The 19,042-nt window shown below is 64.7% G+C and carries 26 protein-coding genes; 21 read left to right on the forward strand and 5 right to left on the reverse strand.

Going from position 1 to position 19,042, the window contains the following annotated elements:
* Positions 1-558: hypothetical protein (locus GA615_RS00005; protein ID WP_152049215.1), on the reverse strand; the 558-nt coding region annotated here is incomplete at its 3' end.
* Between the two features lie 599 nt (positions 559-1,157).
* On the opposite strand from GA615_RS00005, the gene GA615_RS00015 reads away from it, so the two are divergent.
* Together GA615_RS00015 and GA615_RS00020 are read left to right on the forward strand one after the other, a co-directional pair.
* On the forward strand, positions 1,158-1,433 hold the full coding sequence (locus tag GA615_RS00015; RefSeq protein ID WP_152049217.1) for a DUF4258 domain-containing protein: 276 nt from the start codon (positions 1,158-1,160) through the stop codon (positions 1,431-1,433).
* The gene (locus GA615_RS00020) at positions 1,430-1,633 is read left to right on the forward strand and encodes a hypothetical protein (protein ID WP_152049218.1); all 204 of its coding nucleotides are present in this window, start codon (positions 1,430-1,432) and stop codon (positions 1,631-1,633) included. Before GA615_RS00015 ends, GA615_RS00020 begins: the two co-directional genes overlap by 4 nt.
* 256 nt (positions 1,634-1,889) lie before the next feature.
* On the opposite strand, the gene GA615_RS00025 is transcribed toward GA615_RS00020, so the two are convergent.
* On the reverse strand, positions 1,890-2,852 hold the full coding sequence (locus tag GA615_RS00025; RefSeq protein ID WP_152049219.1) for an integron integrase: 963 nt from the start codon (positions 2,850-2,852) through the stop codon (positions 1,890-1,892).
* A gap of 288 nt (positions 2,853-3,140) precedes the next feature.
* On the opposite strand from GA615_RS00025, the gene GA615_RS00030 reads away from it, so the two are divergent.
* From GA615_RS00030 to GA615_RS00105, 15 genes are all read left to right on the forward strand, one after another.
* A complete protein-coding gene (locus GA615_RS00030; RefSeq protein ID WP_161602071.1) occupies positions 3,141-3,620 on the forward strand; it encodes an SMI1/KNR4 family protein in 480 nt (159 codons plus the stop codon).
* 111 nt (positions 3,621-3,731) lie between these two features.
* Positions 3,732-4,058, forward strand: coding sequence for a hypothetical protein (locus GA615_RS00035; RefSeq protein ID WP_152049221.1), 327 nt, complete (start codon positions 3,732-3,734; stop codon positions 4,056-4,058).
* Between the two features lie 124 nt (positions 4,059-4,182).
* Positions 4,183-4,422 (forward strand): hypothetical protein, encoded by a 240-nt coding sequence (locus GA615_RS00040; RefSeq protein ID WP_152049222.1) that lies wholly within the window; start codon positions 4,183-4,185, stop codon positions 4,420-4,422.
* A gap of 112 nt (positions 4,423-4,534) precedes the next feature.
* The gene (locus tag GA615_RS00045; protein WP_152049223.1) at positions 4,535-4,879 is read left to right on the forward strand and encodes a hypothetical protein; all 345 of its coding nucleotides are present in this window, start codon (positions 4,535-4,537) and stop codon (positions 4,877-4,879) included.
* A gap of 106 nt (positions 4,880-4,985) precedes the next feature.
* Complete coding sequence (locus GA615_RS00050; protein WP_152049224.1) at positions 4,986-5,357, forward strand: hypothetical protein; 372 nt, start codon at positions 4,986-4,988, stop codon at positions 5,355-5,357.
* Between the two features lie 452 nt (positions 5,358-5,809).
* A complete protein-coding gene (locus tag GA615_RS00055; protein ID WP_152049225.1) occupies positions 5,810-6,190 on the forward strand; it encodes a cell wall assembly protein in 381 nt (126 codons plus the stop codon).
* A gap of 112 nt (positions 6,191-6,302) precedes the next feature.
* Positions 6,303-6,752: an Imm50 family immunity protein gene (locus GA615_RS00060; RefSeq protein WP_152049226.1), complete on the forward strand. Its 450-nt coding sequence runs from the start codon at positions 6,303-6,305 to the stop codon at positions 6,750-6,752.
* 124 nt (positions 6,753-6,876) lie between these two features.
* Entirely contained in the window at positions 6,877-7,110 is a 234-nt protein-coding gene (locus GA615_RS00065; RefSeq protein ID WP_152049227.1) for a hypothetical protein, read from the forward strand.
* A gap of 124 nt (positions 7,111-7,234) precedes the next feature.
* Positions 7,235-7,513: a hypothetical protein gene (locus GA615_RS00070; RefSeq protein WP_152049228.1), complete on the forward strand. Its 279-nt coding sequence runs from the start codon at positions 7,235-7,237 to the stop codon at positions 7,511-7,513.
* Between the two features lie 129 nt (positions 7,514-7,642).
* A complete protein-coding gene (locus GA615_RS00075) occupies positions 7,643-8,128 on the forward strand; it encodes a hypothetical protein (RefSeq protein ID WP_152049229.1) in 486 nt (161 codons plus the stop codon).
* A 110-nt stretch (positions 8,129-8,238) separates the two neighbouring features.
* On the forward strand, positions 8,239-8,568 hold the full coding sequence (locus GA615_RS00080) for a hypothetical protein (RefSeq protein ID WP_152049230.1): 330 nt from the start codon (positions 8,239-8,241) through the stop codon (positions 8,566-8,568).
* A 144-nt stretch (positions 8,569-8,712) separates the two neighbouring features.
* Complete coding sequence (locus GA615_RS00085) at positions 8,713-9,369, forward strand: hypothetical protein (RefSeq protein WP_152049231.1); 657 nt, start codon at positions 8,713-8,715, stop codon at positions 9,367-9,369.
* Positions 9,370-9,478: 109 nt separating this feature from the next.
* Entirely contained in the window at positions 9,479-9,742 is a 264-nt protein-coding gene (locus tag GA615_RS00090) for a DUF7660 family protein (RefSeq protein ID WP_152049232.1), read from the forward strand.
* A gap of 136 nt (positions 9,743-9,878) precedes the next feature.
* The gene (locus tag GA615_RS00095; protein ID WP_235904948.1) at positions 9,879-10,325 is read left to right on the forward strand and encodes a DUF1801 domain-containing protein; all 447 of its coding nucleotides are present in this window, start codon (positions 9,879-9,881) and stop codon (positions 10,323-10,325) included.
* Between the two features lie 501 nt (positions 10,326-10,826).
* The gene (locus GA615_RS00105) at positions 10,827-11,507 is read left to right on the forward strand and encodes a class I SAM-dependent methyltransferase (RefSeq protein ID WP_152049234.1); all 681 of its coding nucleotides are present in this window, start codon (positions 10,827-10,829) and stop codon (positions 11,505-11,507) included.
* A 115-nt stretch (positions 11,508-11,622) separates the two neighbouring features.
* Here the strand turns inward: GA615_RS00105 and GA615_RS27285 are convergent, their stop codons facing one another.
* Positions 11,623-11,778: a hypothetical protein gene (locus GA615_RS27285; protein ID WP_161602072.1), complete on the reverse strand. Its 156-nt coding sequence runs from the start codon at positions 11,776-11,778 to the stop codon at positions 11,623-11,625.
* A gap of 352 nt (positions 11,779-12,130) precedes the next feature.
* Positions 12,131-13,099, reverse strand: coding sequence for a hypothetical protein (locus tag GA615_RS00110; RefSeq protein WP_152049235.1), 969 nt, complete (start codon positions 13,097-13,099; stop codon positions 12,131-12,133).
* 639 nt (positions 13,100-13,738) lie between these two features.
* Here GA615_RS00110 and GA615_RS00115 point away from each other — a divergent pair.
* Both GA615_RS00115 and GA615_RS00120 read left to right on the forward strand, forming a co-directional pair.
* Complete coding sequence (locus GA615_RS00115; RefSeq protein ID WP_152049236.1) at positions 13,739-14,089, forward strand: DUF2200 domain-containing protein; 351 nt, start codon at positions 13,739-13,741, stop codon at positions 14,087-14,089.
* 232 nt (positions 14,090-14,321) lie between these two features.
* On the forward strand, positions 14,322-14,918 hold the full coding sequence (locus tag GA615_RS00120) for a hypothetical protein (RefSeq protein ID WP_152049237.1): 597 nt from the start codon (positions 14,322-14,324) through the stop codon (positions 14,916-14,918).
* 221 nt (positions 14,919-15,139) lie between these two features.
* On the opposite strand, the gene GA615_RS00125 is transcribed toward GA615_RS00120, so the two are convergent.
* Positions 15,140-15,550 carry a hypothetical protein gene (locus GA615_RS00125; protein ID WP_152049238.1) on the reverse strand — a complete coding sequence of 137 codons (411 nt, stop codon included), beginning with the start codon at positions 15,548-15,550 and terminating at the stop codon, positions 15,140-15,142.
* A 355-nt stretch (positions 15,551-15,905) separates the two neighbouring features.
* Between GA615_RS00125 and GA615_RS00130 the strand changes: the two genes are divergently transcribed.
* Together GA615_RS00130 and eno are read left to right on the forward strand one after the other, a co-directional pair.
* Positions 15,906-16,817 carry a metallophosphoesterase family protein gene (locus tag GA615_RS00130; protein ID WP_152049239.1) on the forward strand — a complete coding sequence of 304 codons (912 nt, stop codon included), beginning with the start codon at positions 15,906-15,908 and terminating at the stop codon, positions 16,815-16,817.
* A gap of 834 nt (positions 16,818-17,651) precedes the next feature.
* Positions 17,652-19,019 carry a phosphopyruvate hydratase gene (gene eno, locus GA615_RS00135; RefSeq protein ID WP_152049240.1) on the forward strand — a complete coding sequence of 456 codons (1,368 nt, stop codon included), beginning with the start codon at positions 17,652-17,654 and terminating at the stop codon, positions 19,017-19,019.
* The last annotated feature ends 23 nt before the right edge of the window (positions 19,020-19,042 follow it).

Genomic DNA, 19,042 nt, shown 5'->3' on the forward strand with positions numbered 1-19,042 from the left:
CGGAAGGTAGCCGAGCAGGAGCAGGGCGCGGTTCATCTCGTCGCGGTCCCAGATGATCCCCTGTTCCAGTTTGGCGTCGAGTTGGACCCAGTGGCGGCTGAGCCACTCGCAGCCGAAGGAGGAGCTTTCCAGATCAAGGACGGTGTTCATGGGGTCTCGGGAGAGGTTTTGCGCGAGGCGTCGGACGGCGTGGCGCTGTTTCTTTTCCCAGCGCTCGACGGCGTCGCGCGAGGACTGGGCCAGGGTGGCTTCCTCGACGGTGCGGCAGCGTTCGAGGCGGGCGTAGGCGAGGGCCGAGGCGCGGATGAGGGCTTCCTCGGCCTCGGTGTCGGCGCCGAGCTGCTTCGTCCAGCGATCGGCGAAGCGTTGCATGAGGGCGGCCTCGGCGGCGCCGTCGGGGAGCTGGGCGGTCAGTCCGTGGCGTCGGGCGTTGTGCCGGCTGCGGCGTTTGCCGCGCTCGGAGCGCGGTCCCGAGGGGCGGGGGGCGTCGGTGTGGGTGTTGGGTTCCTGGGGACGGGGCGATTCATCGGGGGATGGGGAGATCTGGTGCTGGCTCATGAGGGTTGACCTTTGCAAGGGGGGCCGGGGCGATGGGTCGGGGAGATCGTGCTGAAGCGGGATCGCGCGCGGCGGCGTCGCCGGCGCGGCATCAATCGAGGGACTCGTCTCTCATTACCATCGTGGAAACAGGCCGCGCCAGTCACAAAAAGCGGGAGGAGAGGGAGATTGGCCCGGTCGGGCGGCTCTGGGGTGCTGACCCGTGGTGATCGGCCAACGGGCCCTTGTGCAGGGGTGGATCGGGGCGGGGTGGTGAGGGGAGGCCGAGCTGGAAAGGGAGGGGCGAGGCGCCTTCGTCGGCCTCGTGCGGCTGCGCCGCCCGGACGACGGCCGTCGTCCGGGCCACCCGCGAGCCCGATTGACGAGCACCGGGGCCAGCCAGTGAGACGTGATCAAGGCCATCGGGTCCGTGATGGATTCCGACTGCGAACCCCTCTGATCACCGCCCGAACGCTCCCGTTGCCCCCTCGGTCACTCGCGCACCGGCCACCCGTCGTGGTCCCCGAACCGAGTCGCGTAGTTTCGGCCGCTCTGGCCGGGTATGCTGGGTGGAGGAAACCGCGAGTCGTCAATATGGTCTGAAGCTGCGTGAGTTCGAGATGGAGATCCGCTTTCACTACGACCCGGACACCGGCCTACCCCACATGTATGGGCACGGTGTGACCGAGGAGGAGGCGGAGTTCGTTCTGCGCCACCCTGGCGAGGATCGTCCCGGCCGTGACGGGTCGCGTCACGCGCTGGGGCAGACCGCTGCGGGGCGCTACCTTCGCGTGATCTACGTACCAGACGAGGACGGAGACGGCATCTTCGTGGTCACGGCCTACGACATCCGAGGCAAGGCGCTGCAGGCCTATCGAAGGAGGAGGAGACGATGAACGAATCCAAGTATCCCGCCGGCTGGGACGCTGCCCGGGTCAAGAAGCTGATCGACGCCTACGAGAGCCAGTCGGAGGACGAGGAGGTCGCCGAGGACGAGGAGGGAGTGTCCGAGAGTAAAGGCCAAGCCGTCGTCACGGTGCCCGAGGAATTGCTGCCAGAAGTCCGCCGCCTCCTGGCAACGCACAAGAGCGCCTAACCCCTCTCATGGCCTTGGCAGTAAGGCGGGCGGGGTGGCACTGGCGGATGAAAGGTGCTGATGTCTGGGTGCCATTGGCTCTGCCAGTGCTCTGGTTCGGCCCGGCACTGGCAGAGCCCGTGGCACCCAGCGAGCAACCGGAGCCACCCAGGGGGCGGGGTTCCTGTCCGAGTTTGGGGTGAAGCTCGGCGCGGGGGGGGGCGAAGCGTGGAGTCATGGCCATCGCTTCGAGGGAAGGGGACCCGGCAGGAGGGGTTCATCCGATGAGCAGGTCGATGGGGCTGCGGACGCCGAGGGGGCCGGTTTGCAGGACGTGGGTGTAGATCATGGTGGTGCGGACGTCCTGGTGGCCGAGGAGTTCCTGGACGGTGCGGATGTCGGAGCCGGATTCGAGCAGGTGGGTGGCGAAGCTGTGGCGGAAGGTGTGGCAGGTGGCGGGCTTGGCGATGCCCGAGGCCCGGACCGCCGAGGAGACGGCATGCTGGACGGCCCGTTCGGCCAGGTGGTGGCGGCGGACGACGCCGGAGCGCGGGTCGATCCCCCGCTTCAGGGCCGGGAAGACGTATTGCCAGCCGGGCTGCTGGTCGGCATTGGGGTATTTGGTGGCCAGGGCATCGGGCAGGTAGACGCGGCCGTAGCCCTCGCGGAGGTCCTTCGCGTGGACGGCCAGGGCGTGCTCGATCTGCCTGCGGAGCGGGTCGGCCAGCGCCTTCGGGAGCAGGGTGACGCGGTCCTTCTGCCCCTTGCCGTCGCGGACGACCAGGTGGTTCTGGCCGAAATCGACGTCCTTGACCCGCAGGCGGAGGCCCTCCAGCAGGCGGAGCCCGGCGCCATAGAGCAGGCTGGCGATGAGCCATTTCTCGCCGGTGAGGAGGTCGAGGACCGCCTTGACCTCCTCTCGGGTCAGGACGACGGGGAGGCGATCAGGCCTCCGGGCGCGGACGACCTCGCCGACCTCGCCGAGGGGCCGGTCGAGCACCTCCTGGTACAGGAACAGCAGGGCCGCCATCGCCTGGTTCTGGGTCGAGGCCGCCACCTTCCGCTCGACGGCCAGGTGGGTGAGGAAGGCGTTGATCTCGTCTTCTCCCAGTTCGATCGGATGCCTGGTGCCGTGGAAGCGGATGAACTGCGTGATCCAGCCGATGTACGCGTCCTCGGTCCTGATGCTGTAATGCCGGACCCGGATCGCCTTGCGGACCTGATCGAGCAGCTTCGCCATCGCCGTAGATCCCTCGCGCACGGTCTTCGTTCGTGTTTGTCCGTCGAAGACCGGGAATTTCCTTGCAATCTCCCGCGATTGCCGCCACATTATGATGTGACGCCCGGGATGATACGAGCGTTCAGTCGTGTTCTTTCACGAATTTTCGGTCGCCGGTGTGTCGCAATTGCGACGAATCGTGCGCCGAAACAAGGTTAGGCGGCGCGGGAAGTTTCGTACGTGGTGACCGCCTTTGCACGACTTTGCGGTGCTGTCCCACCCCCGGCCAAACCCGTCGAAGCCGGGACGATGGAAGGCTTCGCGGCGGTGGAAACGCGCCTGGCCCTCGAACTACCCAACGACTATAAGCGCCTGGTCTGCGCCTATGGCTCCGGCTCCTGGAAGGGGTTCCTTTGGGTTCTCAACCCGTTCTCGCCGAACCCGTACCTGAACCTCTTGGAGCAAGCGCAGCGGCATCTCGACGCCGAGCGGGTCATCCGCGCCGGCTGGCCCGCCGATGCCCCGTTCGCCCTGTACCCCGAGCGTGGCGGGCTGTTCCCCTGGGGCATGACGGACAACGGAGACCGGCTCTACTGGCTGACGGAGGGCGACCCCGGATACTGGCCGACCGTCGTTTACGAGTCGCGCGGCCCGCGGTATGATTTTCACCGGTTGGGGTGTTGCGAGTTCCTGCTGCGCTGGGTGGCCGGCGAGCTACGGGTTTCCGTCTTCCCGGACGATTTCGAGTACGGGTTCGCGGGTGCATTCGCGCCAATCGAGGCCGCCTAACCTCGCGCTGCAGCGGACCCGGCCCGCCGCGGCGCTCGGTGGTCAGTCACAGCTTTACCTCGGCGGGCCGGTCCGCTGAGCTTGGTCGTTAGGCGTCTCGGAGGGCACACGTTGGGCGAGGGCTGGCGGCAACTTCGCGTCGAGGGGCTTGGCCCCGTCTCCCGAGTCACGGCCGTCTTCCAGGTCGGCCCGCCCCTCGCGGCACTCCCGTTCGCCAGCCTCAAGGTCAAGGTCGTCGAGCGGGCCGACGGCTCCTTCCTCGGTGTCCCCAACGTTGCCGTCTTGTCCCCGGACGGCTCCCCGGATTGGGTCAGCGGGCTGGGCGGCACCGTCGAGGAGGCCCTTGCCGATACGTTGCGATTCTTCGTAAGCTCGCTGGGAGGTCGGTCGGGGCTGGGCGAGGAGTCCTTCGCATGGGCGGCGCCGGAGGACTTCTGACGCCTAACCTCGCGCTTCAGCGGACCCGGCCCGCCGCGGCGCTTGCTGGTCACATCAAGGTTTCCCTCGGCGGGCCGGGTCCGCTGAGCTTGGGCGTTAGGCGTCCCTCCCGAGACTTCTCGCCGTGGGAAAGATCGTCTGCGGCACTTGCATCGCATCGCTCGGCGGTTTCCTCATCCTCTTCGTGCTCGCTTTCGCCAGCATGATCGACCCGGCTCTGTCGGGGAGGCAGTGGTGGTCCGAGTTTGTCGTCCATATCAGCTCGGGTAATGGCTGGCCTCCTATCTTCCTGGGGGCTATCCTCCTCGTATCGGGTATCGTGCTCGTCGCATCGGGGGCTCGGGGGCTGCGCCGGGGAGGCTGACGCCTAACCTCGCGCTGCAGCGGACCCGGCCCGCCGCGGCGGCTTCTGGTATCATCAAGGCTTCTCTCGGCGGGCCGGTCCGCTGAGCTTGGTCGTTAGGCGGCGGAGAGCCATGCCGGCGTGCGATTCCGCCGAACTTGCGTTCGAGAACGCCCGGGTCCTCGACTTGGTCCAGGCGATGTTCGGCGCCATCTCGCCCAACATGCGGGCGATCTCATTGGAGTGCGTCGACGGCGGGGTCCTCCTTCGCTTCCTCCTCGCCGAGGAAAGCGAAGTCGATCGCGAGGAGATCGACGACATCCTCTTCGAGTTCGAGGCGCTGCAGGAGCGAGCCATCGAGATCAGGTCGTCCGTCGTGGTATCATCCAGGCCGGAGGCAAGGGTCGAACTGCCCGGCCGCTGGGTATTCGGCCGCAAGGAAGAATATCCGGTGCCTCCGGGCGGAGACGCCGCCTAACCTCGCGCTGCAGCGGACCCGGCCCGCCGCGGCTCTTCTTGGTCAGTCTCAGCTTTCTCTCGGCGGTCCGGTCCGCTGAGCTTGGTCGTTAGGCGGCGGAGGGACTATGCTGTCGTACCCGCCTGATGGTTCCGACTTGCCTGAGCCGTGGGAGCCCATCGCCGACGAGTCGCGAAGCCTTGAGTTCCCGCGAGTCATGGGCGAATTGTTCGGGGGTTACGAGGCCGATGCATCCCTTTCGGCTGAACTTCAGCGCGAGTGCTGCCCGGCCCACCCCTTGCGCGATCGGACTTGCGTTCCCGTCGCCGCGGCGCGAGACGACCCGAACGAGTTCCTGTTCGTCACGGACCACCCAGAATACGCGATCGCTTTCGTGCATCTGACATGGTCGGTCGAGAGGGACCGGATGTTTCCCTACACCGTAGGCTATGGCTCCTGGGAAGCGTTCAGGCGGGCCTGGCAGAAATCACGCGCCTAACCTCGCGCTGCAGCGGACCCCACCCGCCGAGGCGCGGTCTGGTAGACTCGAAGGTCGCTCGGGCGGGTGGGTCCGCTGAGCTTTTTCGTTAGGCGGCCTTCACATCAATGGCCTTCCGCTGGTCAAAGCCCCTTCGTCTCCTGATCTTGGCGCCTCTCTGCTTTGGCGGCGCGCTCGGGGCCATGCTTGCGATGCTGAGGTTGTGGCTCGCCGTACCGACTTGGGGTATCCTCGGAATCGCTGCCGTCATGATCCCGGCGTGCTGGGCCTTCGCCATGGTCACGGCGGATTGCCTGACCGGTTTCATCGAATGGCTCGCGCGTGGAGGGCGGCGGGACTCCGCCTAACCTCGCGCTGCAGCGGACCCGGCCCGCCGCGGCGCTCTTTCGTCAGTCGTACCTTTCTCTCGGCGGTCCGGTCCGCTGAGCTTTGGCGTTAGGCGGCGGGGGCGAATGGTGCACATCCGGCCTGAAGACCGGTCGTTCCTCGGCGATGTCTCTTCCTTCAACGGTCGCTACAATGCCGTGCGCGTCGGCCAAGGCATCCAGGAGTTGCACCACGGCTTCTGGAGGGACGCGGAAATCGCGAAAGCCGAGGCGATCAAGGCAGATTGGGAAGTGCCGAACGGCCTGGTCCCCTTCTACGGCGATTGGCATGACCTCATCTGTCTGCACGCCGATACCGGCCGCGTGGTAGCGATCGACGATCGTCGCCGATTCGTCGCTGAGTGGCCTTCTGCCCAAGCGTTCGCCGACTCACTCTGCTGGGTCGCGGAGGAGCAGTCGGCAGGGGATTCGGGGATCGTCGAGGATGAGTCGTGGCTCGACTTCTAGGCCCGCCTAACCTCGCGCTGCAGCGGACCCGGCCCGCCGCCGCGCTTCTTCTTCTTGTCGTAGCCTGCTCACGGCGGGCCGGTCCGCTGAGCTTGTTCGTTAGGCGGCGAAGATGGATGCTACCGATCGCGTTCTCGGTTGCGACCGGCTCACGTCCGTCTTCGGGTACTGGCCGACGTTCCACGACGCCGAGGTCGTCTGGCTCCGCCTGGACCGACGGCCGTCCGGCGAGGGTTACGGCCCGACCGTCGAGGCGATGATCCACGCGTTCGAGATGACCAGCGAGGTCGGGTCCGACGGGTGCTACGTCCTGCGGAACCACGTCCTGGTCCACTTCTGCTTCCGAGACGTGGTCGAGCTGCGACTCGATGGCTTCAACCACCAGAACGCCCTTAGCGGCCTGGTTATCGCCGATCTCCGCGAGCGCCAGTGGGAGCACATCCACTTCCAGGTGTCGCTTGACCCGGCCTTCGGCGTCGGCGCATCATTCCAGTGCCACGAGGTCGAGGTCGTGAGCGTGACTCCGTGCGACAGGGAGGGCGCAGCGGTCGCCGACGCCTAACCTCGCGCTGCAGCGGACCCGGCCCGCCGCGGCACTCACCGGTCATGCAACGGTTTCTCTCGGCGGGCCGGTCCGCTGAGCTTGGTCGTTAGGCGGCGGGGGCCCTATGGACGAACTCCCGGAGGTGAAGCTTGTCCCTGCCGATGGCCGCGAGGTCTCCGGCGGCACCCAGTTCGGCGGCAAGCCAACCTTCATTCAGGGCGACTACACCCCCGAGTGCTGCGGGCATCGCATGGTCCTGCTGGCCCAGCTCGACGGCCTCGACTATCCGGAGGCTCGTCTACCCGACAGCGCCTTGGTGTACGTCTTCCTGTGCCCGAAGTGCTTCGATGTTTCGGCCGAGCTTCAGTGCATGTAGAATCGCCGCCTAACCTCGCGCTGCAGCGGACCCGGCCCGCCGCACAGGTTTCCGGGAGTTCGGTAGGCTTGTCTCGGCGGGCCGGTCCGCTGAGCTTTGTCGTTAGGCGGCTCGGGAGGCCCTTATGCTCAAGCGGCCGTCGTTGCACAACGGTTACTTGTGGGTCTGCCGCACCGCCTGGTCGGTCGCACAGGCCCAACGTCTGGAGCAGGAACTCGGCAACATCCGCTGCGAGTTGCGGGTCTGGGATGTCCCCGAGCCGGGTGACCCGTCCGCAGGGCAGATCGTCGAGTTATGGGTGCACCCGGACGACGACGCACGAGCATGCGACCTCGTGAGTCGCATCTCGGCCGATCATCAGCCTCCGAGCACAAGGGATTCCGATCCGTTTTCCGCAAACTGAGGCGGCGATAGCCCGCCTAACCTCGCGCTGCAGCGGACCCGGCCCGCCGCGGCGCTCGCCGGTAGAATCGAAGGTCACACTCGGCGGGCCGGTCCGCTGAGCTTGGTCGTTAGGCGGCGGAGGGGCCTCTTGAGGATCGAGCAACCGAGCGACTTGAGGCCACTCTACGTCGCGTTGCTTCGAAGGAGCACGCGCCTTGGCATTCGGCAGGTCATCGGCTTCGGCCTGCTTCCGAGTGTCCTCATGACCGGCATGCTCGCGATGCAAGCGGCCAACGGTGAGCATGTCTCGCCTTTGCGGTGGTTCGCCGGTCTTGCAATAGGCCCCCTCTGTCTCGCGCTGTTCAAGCCCAGCATCATGCTGCTCTCCGGCGGCGATCGCTTCGCAGAGTTTGTCGACGGTCGAGTCCGCCTCCATCCAATCGGTTACTCGTTTCGTCCGGGGGACCTCGTCCTGGGAGACGTCGTGCCGTACAGCGACTTCCCCGGGGTCTACTGGTTGCACCTTGGCTTTCGTCGCTCACCCTCCGCTCGCCCACTCTACTGGTCCATGCTTGTGGAGGCTCCGGATCAGGCGGAGGGCTTTATTCGGGAACTCAGGGGCCATGCCGCCTAACCTCGCGCTGCAGCGGACCCGGCCCGCCGCCGCGCTTGCTGGTATCATCAAGCTTTGTCTCGGCGGTCCGGTCCGCTGAGCTTTGGCGTTAGGCGGCGGAGGGCCACATCGTGACCGCGAGGGCCGTGGTTCTGGCCGCTGAGTCGCTGGCGTGCATCTACGTCGGTTTTCTGGCGTACATGCTGTCGGGCTGGATGCTGGACGACGATCTAGCCTTCCGACTGGCTCCGTCGGGCTGGACGTGGATCGCGGCCCGCCGTTTCGCGTCATGGGCGCTGGTCGGCCTGGCCTTCGGCGGCGGCATCATCCTCGCGAACCGGCTCCTGCTCCCGCGCGCCAAGCGGGCGTCCCTCTGGCTCGGCGTGTCCGCCGCGGTGCTCATCCTTGCTGCGTCGCTCGCCGGCGCTGTACGCTTCATAGTCGAGAAGCCATTCCTGTAGGCGGAGCGAGCCGCCTAACCTCGCGCTGCAGCGGACCCGGCCGCCGCGGCAGGTTTCTGGTATCGAGGTTTCTGGTATCATCGAGGCTGTTCTCGGCGGGCCGGTCCGCTGAGCTTTGTCGTGAGGCGGCAGAGAGCGTACGGGATGTTTGGCCGATTCAAGCGTGATGGAAGGGGTGCAGCGAAGCCTTCGCTCCACTCCGTCCGCTTCGACACGACCGGCTACGACTTCCGGGGCGAGCCGCAACCTGGCGAGGTCCAGGTGTGGTACACGCCCGAGGGCGACGGCCTCGGCGTGTACTACTTCCCGGTTCCACCCGATCTGCCCGCCAACGCCTGCTCGGTCGAGGAGTTGGCCGGGTTCTACCAACGACTCCTCGGGAACTCGGGCGGCAAACTGGTCGAGACGGAGGTGGTGATCGCGGGCGGTTGCCCGGCGATTCGCACCATCCTGTCCGTCCCGCAACAGCCGCACGGCCGCACCTGCCTCGGGTCGCTCACGGTGCCGTTCCGGGATTTCAGCTTCGTACTCAAGTGCCAGTGCGCCGAGCACGGGGTGACCGGCCTCAAGGCCGCCGTACTGTTCGACCGCAGTCGGGCTGCGAACGAACCGATACAGTTCGAGGGCGAGCGGTTCCACATTCCGGGCTTCGACCCGGACGACCCGAAGCACGACACCGAATTCCCGGACGACCCGGTTGCACGCGCCCGGCGGGTGCTGGATCATGTGGCCGGGTCTCTGGTGGTCGCGGCTGAGGTCAGGGAGCTTCCGGGGTTCGCCCTCCCGCAACGGCCGGCCTAACCTCGTGCTGCAGCAGACCCGGCCCGCCGCGGCGGTTGCTGGTCACTCGAACGGTTACTCTCGGCGGGCCGGTCCGCTGAGCTTGGGCGTTAGGCGGCGGGGGCTTGTTGTGGCTCAGGACGAATTCCCCGATCCTGAATCCGTCGCATCGCGGCTCGCTCTGGCGCAGTTCGTCGATCGCCTCCACGCTAATCTCCAGGCCGCGCCCTCCGATTGGGAGAACCCTACGCTGGAGCAGTTCCTCGAGGCGCTCGCAGCCTACCTGCGGGATGTGCCGGGCTATCTGAAGAATGCTCGCTCTCCCCTCGATCCCGAGAGGCCGAGTTGGGAGCTGTTCGCCTTGGTCCTGGCCGGGGCTCGCGTCTACGAGTAGGCTGATGCCCCGCCTAACCTCGCGCTGCAGCGGACCCGGCCCGCCGCGGACGGCTTCAGTTGATCATCGAGGCATCACTCGGCGGGCCAGTCTGCTGAGCTTGGGCGTTCGGCGGCGGAAACGCGGAGGGAACACAGTGGTCCGTAAGTCGTCCAAGGCCGCCGAGCCGGTCGCCGAGGAGCCGAAGCTCCTCTCGGGTGGCAACCCCCAGATTCCGAAGGGCGACGGCGACGCGCCCGTGCAGGCCTACATCGCCGCCATGCCCGGCTGGAAGAAGGAGGTCGGGCGCCACCTGGACTCGCTCATCGTGCAAACCGTGCCCGATGTCCGCAAGGCCGTGCGATGGAACACGCCCTTCTACGGGCTCGAAGGACGGGGCTGGTTCCTCGGCTTCCACTGCCTCACGAACTATGTGAAGGTTGCCTTCTTCCGCGGCACGTCGCTCGATCCGGCGCCTCCTATCGCTTCCAAGCAGGAGGCCGTGAGGTACCTCCACATCCACGAGGGCGATCATCTCGACGGGGAACTACTCGCGAGTTGGATACGGCAAGCATCGGAGCGGCCCGGAGAGCCCTGTTTCTAGCGGGGGCGGGGAGGGGCACGAGGGATTTCCGGAGACTTGCGAGTCGCGGGAGGCTGCCCGACCCCGCGCATGAGCGGACCCCGGCCGCCGCGATGGGTTCTCGTGGTCCCGAGGTCGTGCTCGCTGGCCAGGTCCGCCGATCTCTGGCATTTGGACCCTCGGAGGGTTCATTGTGACTCAAGGTCAGAAACGTTCGATCTTTCGTTGGATTCACATCATCTCTACCATTCCGGTCATCGGCTCTGCTTAGAGTCCGTTCGAAGAACTACCGAACTCCGCACCTGTAGTTCGGTACGTTGCCATACCCGCGATCATCCTTACAGGGCTATGGATGTGGAAAGGCCATCTCCTTAGGCGTCGGGCTCTTCATTACGTCGAACCTCGCGCCGCGGCGGTCCCGGCCCGCCGCGGCGGTTATTTGGTATCATCGGGGCTGAACTCGGCGGGCCGGTTCGCTGGGCTTGGGCGTTCGGTCACTCTTCACTCAAAAGGACTGATCCGATGAGCATCATGAAGGACGTGAATTCCTACTCGAAGGAGCTTACGAGTGAAGAAATCAGCAAAAAGGCGCACAGGGATTTTGTCGGAGGGTTGTGGGATGAGTTAGGGAAACTGCAACTTGAGTTTTTGATCAAGTCGGGGCTCAAGCCGAACCATAAGCTTCTTGATATTGGTTGCGGCTGCTTGAGAGGCGGTCTTCACTATCTGAAATATCTTGACGTTGGGAACTATTATGGATTGGATCTCAATGAGTCATTGATTGAAGCCGGGAAAATCGAAGTGGACGAGGCGGGGCTTTCGCACAAGAAGCCGAACCTGATTGTTGACGATGCTTTTAAGGTTGGGGCGTTTGGCGAAACGTTTGATTTTATGGTGTCTGTGTCGCTATTTACCCATCTTCCATTCAATATGATTGTTCGGTGTTTGACGCGAGCGAGAGAAAACCTGTTGCCGCATGGCGTGTATTATTCGACCTACTTTCAGGCTCCAACGTCTTCGTACCTGGAACCGCTCAGGCAGGAACCTGGTGAGATTGTCACACACTACGACTCCGATCCCTTTCACTGTTCCGTGGATGAGTTGGCTTATCTGGCGAAGCTTGCGGGGCTTGAACTCAGTGTCGTTGGCGACTGGGGGCATCCGAGAAATCAAAAAATGGCGGCGTTTCGGTTGCCAAAATGACATCACAGGGGGTTGCGCCGCCGGCAATTCCGCGATGCGTCCGTGCCGCCGGTAAGCTTGATCGGGAGGCGGCGGTGTGATGCCTCGCGGAATTGTGAGCGGGCTCTTGCACGGTTCACGGAGCGGCATCCGCATTCTCGTCCGCGCGGGGCGATCTGTGGTCGTCGGACGCCGCCCAGACTGCGAGGTCGTGCTCGATCGCCGGGTGGTTGGGAGTCGAGCGTTTCTGCTCCAGACGGACAAGGGATGTCTCGTTCTGGAAAATGTTCATGCGAGGCTCCCGATTCGCGCTGGGGAAGGTTCTTGTTGCTGGCGCTTGTCGGGTTGATCGGGGTCGTCAAGGGAATGGCTTCTCGGGGATTGTCGCTCGGAGGACCGAAGCAATGTCCGAAGTGCGGAGGCGGACTGTTGAAGTCGGAGTCAAGAGGGAGATGCGAGGACCTGAACTTCTCGGTCGAACTTTCGTGTGAGAACTGCGGGCATCATTTCCGATGGCGACCACTTCGACCCCTCGCCCGGGGTCGGCTCGCGCGGAACCCGGGGTAACTGGCGTTTGGCGGGACGATGCCGAAGGCGAGAGGATGTCCCGCCCCGGTCCGTCTCCCGCATTGCCAAGGATGGCTTTAACCCTGCCACGGCGATCCCAGCGCCAATTCATTACCGAAGAGGAACTTGGAGATCGCTCGCATGATCTTCGACTCGTTGGCTGGCCGCCTGGGTCGGGCCTCGAATTGCACCTCTCTCAGTCCTTCCAGGTATCGTTGCGGGGTGGGGTCGGGCATCCCGGCGCGATCGGGGATGAAGTACAGTTCGTGCCAGGAGAACTTCGGCTTGTACCCGAAGAAGGACAAGCCCAGGAGTTCTCGAGTGAAGACGCGTGGTCCCCACGGTTCGAAGAAAATCGACCTGTTTGAATTGAAGAATTGTTTCCAGGTGTCGTCGCACATTTGTGATCGTCCATGTCGGTTGATGACGCCCTGCTGAGCTTTGTTTGAATACGTTGCGAACAGTTTCCGCCATGCCGCTTGTTCCTCGGGGATCAAGCCCAGCCTGAAGATCTGGCCCGAGGTGATTCCCCCGAGGATCAAGGCGTCATTCAGGATGGGGGTCCAGTTCTGTTCGCTCAGGATGCTCCCCCCCAGGGTGACCGGGGAGGCCAGCCGCGCGGCGGTCTGCTGCTTCAGTTGATCCCGCTCCTGTCGCAGTTCCGGGGTGTTCGCCGAGCGTTCGAGGAACCTCGGATTCAAGACCCCGGCACCATCCTTCGGGAACCTGGCCCGTAAGGCCCGCGTCTGCCGCTCGTTCTGCACGATCCTCCCCGTCACCCTGTCCTGGATCCCGTTGGCCCCGGTCACCCCGAAGTTCTTGATGAGCTGGATGTTCATGCGGATTGCTGTCCCGCCCAGGATCGTCATCTTCAGCTTGTTGGTGGCCGTGGCGGCGTACAGGTTCCACGCGGCCTCGATGTACTCCTCCATCATCTCGTCATCGTTCCAGCTTCCCGGATTCCATTTGCCGACCCAGGCGTTGTCGTCCCGATACTGCTGCTTGAGGTCATCCAACTGGGCCTTGAAGTTGTCCTCGGAAAGCATGTGCTCGCTCCGGTTGTTAGGCGTCTCGTCCGAGGTTCGCCGATGCACTGCGGATCCATCGCGGTTGCACGCCGAGAGGCGACCGGAGGTCTCGACTCGAAGACGGGGGCGTCCGCAGTCGGGTTCGCGGATCGGCTCGAAAGGGATGGCGACTGGGCCGGGGCTCGCGGTTCGTCGGGGTTGGCCATCCTGTCCAAGACGCCGATTGGCGGTCACCGGCTCGCGAATGATGCTCACGCCGGGTGAAGGCGGCCGACAGCCACGGTCTCGGTATGCTAACCCCGTCTCCGAGTCGAAACCAGACTCGGCTTGCTGGGACCGGCTCGTCAGGACGCGACCAGGAGATGCTGACGGTTGATCTTCCTGCAAGAACGTATGCCGAGTGGCCAGGACAGCGCGTGGAGAATGTTGGATCAATTGTTGACATGCGGGTACGCGACGCCTTTGGGGAGGCGTTGGTCATGAGGAATCGGCCTCGAAGGATGTTCAAGCCCAAGTGTCATCCGCTCATGCCTTACGCGGTGGCGACTTCCCGATGGAGCATTGATTGGCAGGATCGTATCAGGGACCATTCCCATCGAGGGGGAAGCGCCCGGAGCGCTGATGTTCTTCATGAAAGGAACGCAAAGGAGATTATAGATGCCCGGACATCGAATCTTTGCGATGCCGTTTGCGGGGGTGTATCCCCGGTATGTCGAGAAGGCCATGCGCAAGGGACGCACGAAGGAGGAGGTGGACCAGATCATCTGCTGGCTGACCGGCTATGACGAGGCGGGGCTGCTCCATCAGATCGAACAGAAGACGGATTTCGAAACGTTCTTTGCTCAGGCGCCGGCAATGAATCCCAATCGTGCGCTCATCAAAGGGGTCGTCTGTGGCGTCCGCGTTGAAGAGGTGGAGGATCCGTTGATGCAGGCGATTCGCCAACTGGATAAGCTCGTGGATGAGCTGGCCAAGGGAAAGGCGATGGAGAAGATCCTTCGCGCGTGAGGATTGCGGCGGGTGGCCGGGGCAGAGCGAGTCTTCGAGCGTGCCCCGGTGAGAGCAGGTGTTGCGGGGCGGGGCACGAAGTCGTTGCTTCGGCCACCCGCCCGATCGGCCGAAGGGTGATGGGACAAGGCCGCCACATGATGGCAACGTCGAGGTGCCCGGGATCAACTCGGTCGAGTCCGGGGAGCAGGGGGAGGATCGAGTTCCTCTCGGGAAGGCGGAGCGCGGTGCCGTGACATCGGAAATCGGGACGAGCGGACCGGCCACGCCCTGGCGGTTGATCGACGTGATGGTGATGATCGCGGCGGTCGCGCTGGGGTGTCAGGCCGCGATGATCCTGTCGCCGCGGGGGCCGACCACGGTCGGGGATCTCGTGGGAGGGGGGGGGACGCTCTCGGCGATTGACTGGGTCGAAGTGGTGGTGGATGTCGGCCTGTACTCGTTGCCGTTCGGGATGACGGTGACGCTCGGCCACCTCGTCCTGCTGGCGATCCGGCCGGCCGAGACGCGGCGGGCCTATTGCGGGACGCGCTCCGGGAAGGCCCAGGTGGTGAGCTCGGTGGTTGTGGCGTGGATCTACCTGAGTGGATGCGTTGTTTACGTCATCGACCAGGTCTTCAAGATTCATTCCCTCAACGTCATTTACAGTCTCTGGACATTCAGCATCATCCTTTCACCGCCAGTGCTGGGGATCGGCTTTCTCGTGGCGCTGGTCGGGCGTTCCGGAGACGGGGCGGGCGGGCTTGGCCGGCTCGGTAAGGCGATCGCGGCATACTGGGTCATCGTCATTCCGATGTTCGCCTACGCCTTGATCTTTTTGTCAGATTAGCGCGGTGTTCGTTTGCATGGAGCGTCTCTGCCGGAACGGGGGACGGGCACCTCGAAGACGCGGAGCCAGTCCCCCGTTCCTGACACGCAACAGTCACGCGGAAACAGCGCTCGCCTTCCCTGTCGTCGTTCGGGACCGGAGAGGGAACAGAGATCGGACAGATTGCATGAACGCCGGTGTCGATCGGTGGAGGGGGGATGGCCCGAACCACGCGGCGAGCGTTACCGTCCGAGAACCACGCCGTAATCGTAGAGTTCGTCGATCTGCTGCTCAGTAAAGCGATCAATGCGTTTCTTTTCGGTGAAGCGAGCGATCGAGCAGCTGAGCAGATAGCGCGATTTGGCACTGAGGCCGGCGATGGGAATCAGCGGGTTGCGCGACCGGTGGATGCAACGTCCGCCATCCCACTCTTCGAGCTCCCCGCCGGGGCCGACTCGGATCTCGTACATCGACGAACGGCGCACGGTTTCGCGGCCTTCGTTGGGGCCAATCTGGTGGCTCTGCGTGATGTGTCCGTACTCATTGGGCCCCTGGGCCGGACTGGTCAGGAAGTAGACGGTGGGATTCTGGTCGATCTGACCGGTGTAGCCGATGATGTTCTCGACGATGTAGAAATCGGCGCGATCGTTCATCTCGATCTCCCAGGAGGGTTGATCCCCGGGCGGCCGGGACAATCTGTTGGGGATGTTCGATCGATCATTTCCTAGACGACAACAGACGCGAATCTCTTCGGTTGAGGGGAGCATTTCCCCGATGAACCGCGCCGAAGGGGGGCCGGATCGGCGCGAGATCCTACCATGGCCTTGCTCAGCGAGCCCCCCCTCAGGCGATCGGCCGAGGCGGGTGACCTCCCGCTGAGTGTTGGTCTCGTGCGAGCGCGAGATGGTGCGATTGGCGTGGAGTGCGGGCGGGGCGGGGCGTGTTGAAAAGGGGGGGAGGCTCATTTAGAGTGAGTCGGCAGACAAAAGCGTTCTGGAGGAGCAAACGATGCCGATTCATGTGCAAGCGTTGTCCCGAAGAGGGTTTCTGGCGGGCAGCGCGGCGGCGGTGGCCGGATTGGCGGTGGGGAGAGGGGCGATCGGGGCGGAGTGGGACGCGAATCGGTTTGCGTTGCTGTCGGATACGCACATCCCGAGTCGGCCGGAGATCGAGGCCCGAGGGGTGAACATGACCCGCAACTTGCAGCGGGTGGTGGGCGAGCTGCTGGCTCTGGAGCAGAAGCCGGCGGGGGTGATTCTGAACGGCGATTGCGCGTATTTGAAAGGGCTGCCCGAGGATTACGCGAACCTGGCCTCGTGTGTCGAGCCGATGGCCGGAGGCGGGCTGGACCTGCACGTGACGATGGGGAACCACGATGATCGCGGGCCGCTCTACGACGCTTTGGTGATGCAGAAGCCGGATCGGGTGGTGGTCGCGTCGAAGCATGTGAGCGTGATCGAGTCGGAACACGCCAATCTGTTCTTGCTCGATACGTTGTTTGAGGTGGACGTGGTGACGGGGGAGCTGGGGCAGGAGCAGCTGGCGTGGTTGGCCGAGGAACTGGATCGGCGGAGCGAGAAACCGGCGATCCTCTTTGCGCACCATAACCCGCAGTTTACGCCGCCGGAGGAAGGAACACGGTGGTCGGGCATTCAGGATACGGCGGCCTTTTTTGAGCTGATCGCGGCGAGGCCGCAGGTCAAGGCGTATGTGTACGGGCATACGCATCGGTGGTCGATCGGGCGGAGGGACGGGCTGTACCTCATCAACCTGCCGCCGGTGGCGTATCTGTTCGAGGACGGGTTGCCGAACGGTTGGGTTGATGCGCACCTGAGGGCCGGAGGGATGACGCTGGAGTTGCGGGCGATCGACCCGAACCACCCGCAGCACGGGCAAGGCGTGGCCCTGGAGTGGGCGTGATGGGCGGGGGGAGGGAATCGGGCTGTTGAATTTTCGAGAGGGTCAAGACGGCGGGGTGCCGCGCCGATAACCATAGAGCCCGGCGGCGATGGTTGACGTCGCGACGAGGCGGCACACGAGCCCGCCCGCCGGGGAGTCTTGGGGAAGTGGTCGTGATTGTCTGGTCAATCCGAGGCAGTCGTGACACAATATGCAGCCCGCACGCGACCGCATGCGGGCCGTGATCTGGGGACAGGTCCCGGCCCGCGTGCGTTCGCCACAGGTTGCGAATGCCCCCAAGAACTGGCACCTGGGATGCTCCACCGCGCGGCGGCCCCCGACTCTCGGTCTGGGGACCACTCCCAATTGGCCCACCCGAAGAACATCATGCGGGAGTTGGGGGCCGTTTCGCGCACTGAGTCGCCTGGAACACCGTCGGGATCGCGGGGGGAAGCTGAGCGTCGAGGCTTGATCTCGCCCATCAGTTTCGATCGCTCCCCCCCCGCGGGTCCCCGGTGGTCTCGTCTCGGCAACCCCGGGCCGGATGTCCCCCGCGTCCTGACCGACGCGGAGGAGCAGACGGGAGGCATCGCGGACGAGCCCGGGGGGCTGGCGTGATGCTCAAGGTTAGCAACCGATGGTGGCCCGCGTCTGAGTTGCGGGGCGGATGAGGCCGTACTCAAACTTCGTGTCGCTCCGCAATCCCGGTTGGTGAGCAACCGGGGCCACCCCAGTCCTGGGACCTTGTTCGCGAAGGTCCCCGATCGTTTTGACGACGGTGAATCACCACGGATCGGCGCGTCGTCCGTTTCTTTCTCTCTGACCCTTTTTTTCTTCCAAACGAGCAAGCACCCGATGAGTACCCATACCCACAACGCGATTCCCGGCATCCGGGGGCAGAACGCCCCGAGCGGCACCGAGCCGGCGACGATCGTGGCCATCAAGGGGCGAGAGATTCTCGACTCGCGCGGCAACCCGACCGTTGAGGTGGACGTGATCCTGGCCGACGGCACGCTGGGCCGGGCGGCAGTCCCCTCGGGGGCGAGCACGGGCGAGTTCGAGGCGGTCGAGCTGCGAGACGGCGACAAAGGGCGCTACGTGGGCAAAGGGGTCCGCAAGGCGGTCGAGAACGTCAACACGCAGCTTTCGAAGGTGGTCGTCGGGCGAGACGCGGCTGATCAGGTCGGGCTCGACCGGGCGATGATCGCGGCCGACGGGACCGAGAATAAGGGGACCTTCGGCGCGAACGCGATTCTGGGCGTTTCGCTGGCCGCGGCGAAGGCGGCGGCGGCGAGCAAGGGGTTGCCGCTCTATCGCTACATCGGCGGCGCGAATGCTCGGGTCTTGCCGGTGCCGATGGCCAACGTGATCAACGGCGGCAAGCATGCCGACAACAAGATCGACTTTCAGGAATTCATGATCATGCCCGTCGGCGCGAAGAGCTACGCCGAAGGGCTCCGGATGGTCGCCGAGGTCTTCCACAGCCTGAAGTCGGTCTTGAAGAAGGCCGGGCACAACACGGCTGTGGGGGATGAGGGCGGATTTGCCCCCGACATCAGCAACGAGGAGGCGATTCCGTTCATCCTCGACGCCGTGAGCAAGGCCGGTTACACCCCCGGCCGCGACAAGGACATCGCCATTGCGCTCGACCCGGCCTGCTCGGAGTTGTTCGAGGAAGGGGGGCGCAAGGGGTACAAGTTCTGGAAGTCGGCGCCGGACAAGCTGTTCTCGGCCGAGCAGATGATCGAGCTGTTCACCGGCTGGTGCGACAAGTACCCGATCGTCTCGATCGAGGACGCGCTCGACCAGAACGACTGGGACGGCTACGCGAAGCTGACGGCGGCGCTCGGCAACCGGATTCAGATTGTCGGCGACGACTTCTTCGTGACCAACACGAAGCGGCTGAGCGAGGGGATCGCCAAGCACTGCTGCAATAGCATCCTGATCAAGGTGAACCAGATCGGCACCCTGACCGAGACGCTCGAAGCGGTGGACATGGCCACCCGCGCCGGTTACACGGCGGTGATGTCGCACCGGTCGGGCGAAACCGAAGACGCGACGATCGCCGACATTGCCGTGGCGACGAACTGCGGTCAGATCAAGACCGGCTCGGCCAGCCGATCGGACCGGATCGCCAAGTACAATCAGTTGCTCCGGATCGAGGAACAACTGGGCGAGTCGGCCGTCTTCGACCCGACCCCCTTGACCCGCCGAGGGGCCTGACCGCCCGCTCGATGAGCCCGATC

Origin of the sequence: Tautonia marina (assembly GCF_009177065.1) — a bacterium.
Taxonomy (GTDB): domain Bacteria; phylum Planctomycetota; class Planctomycetia; order Isosphaerales; family Isosphaeraceae; genus Tautonia; species Tautonia marina.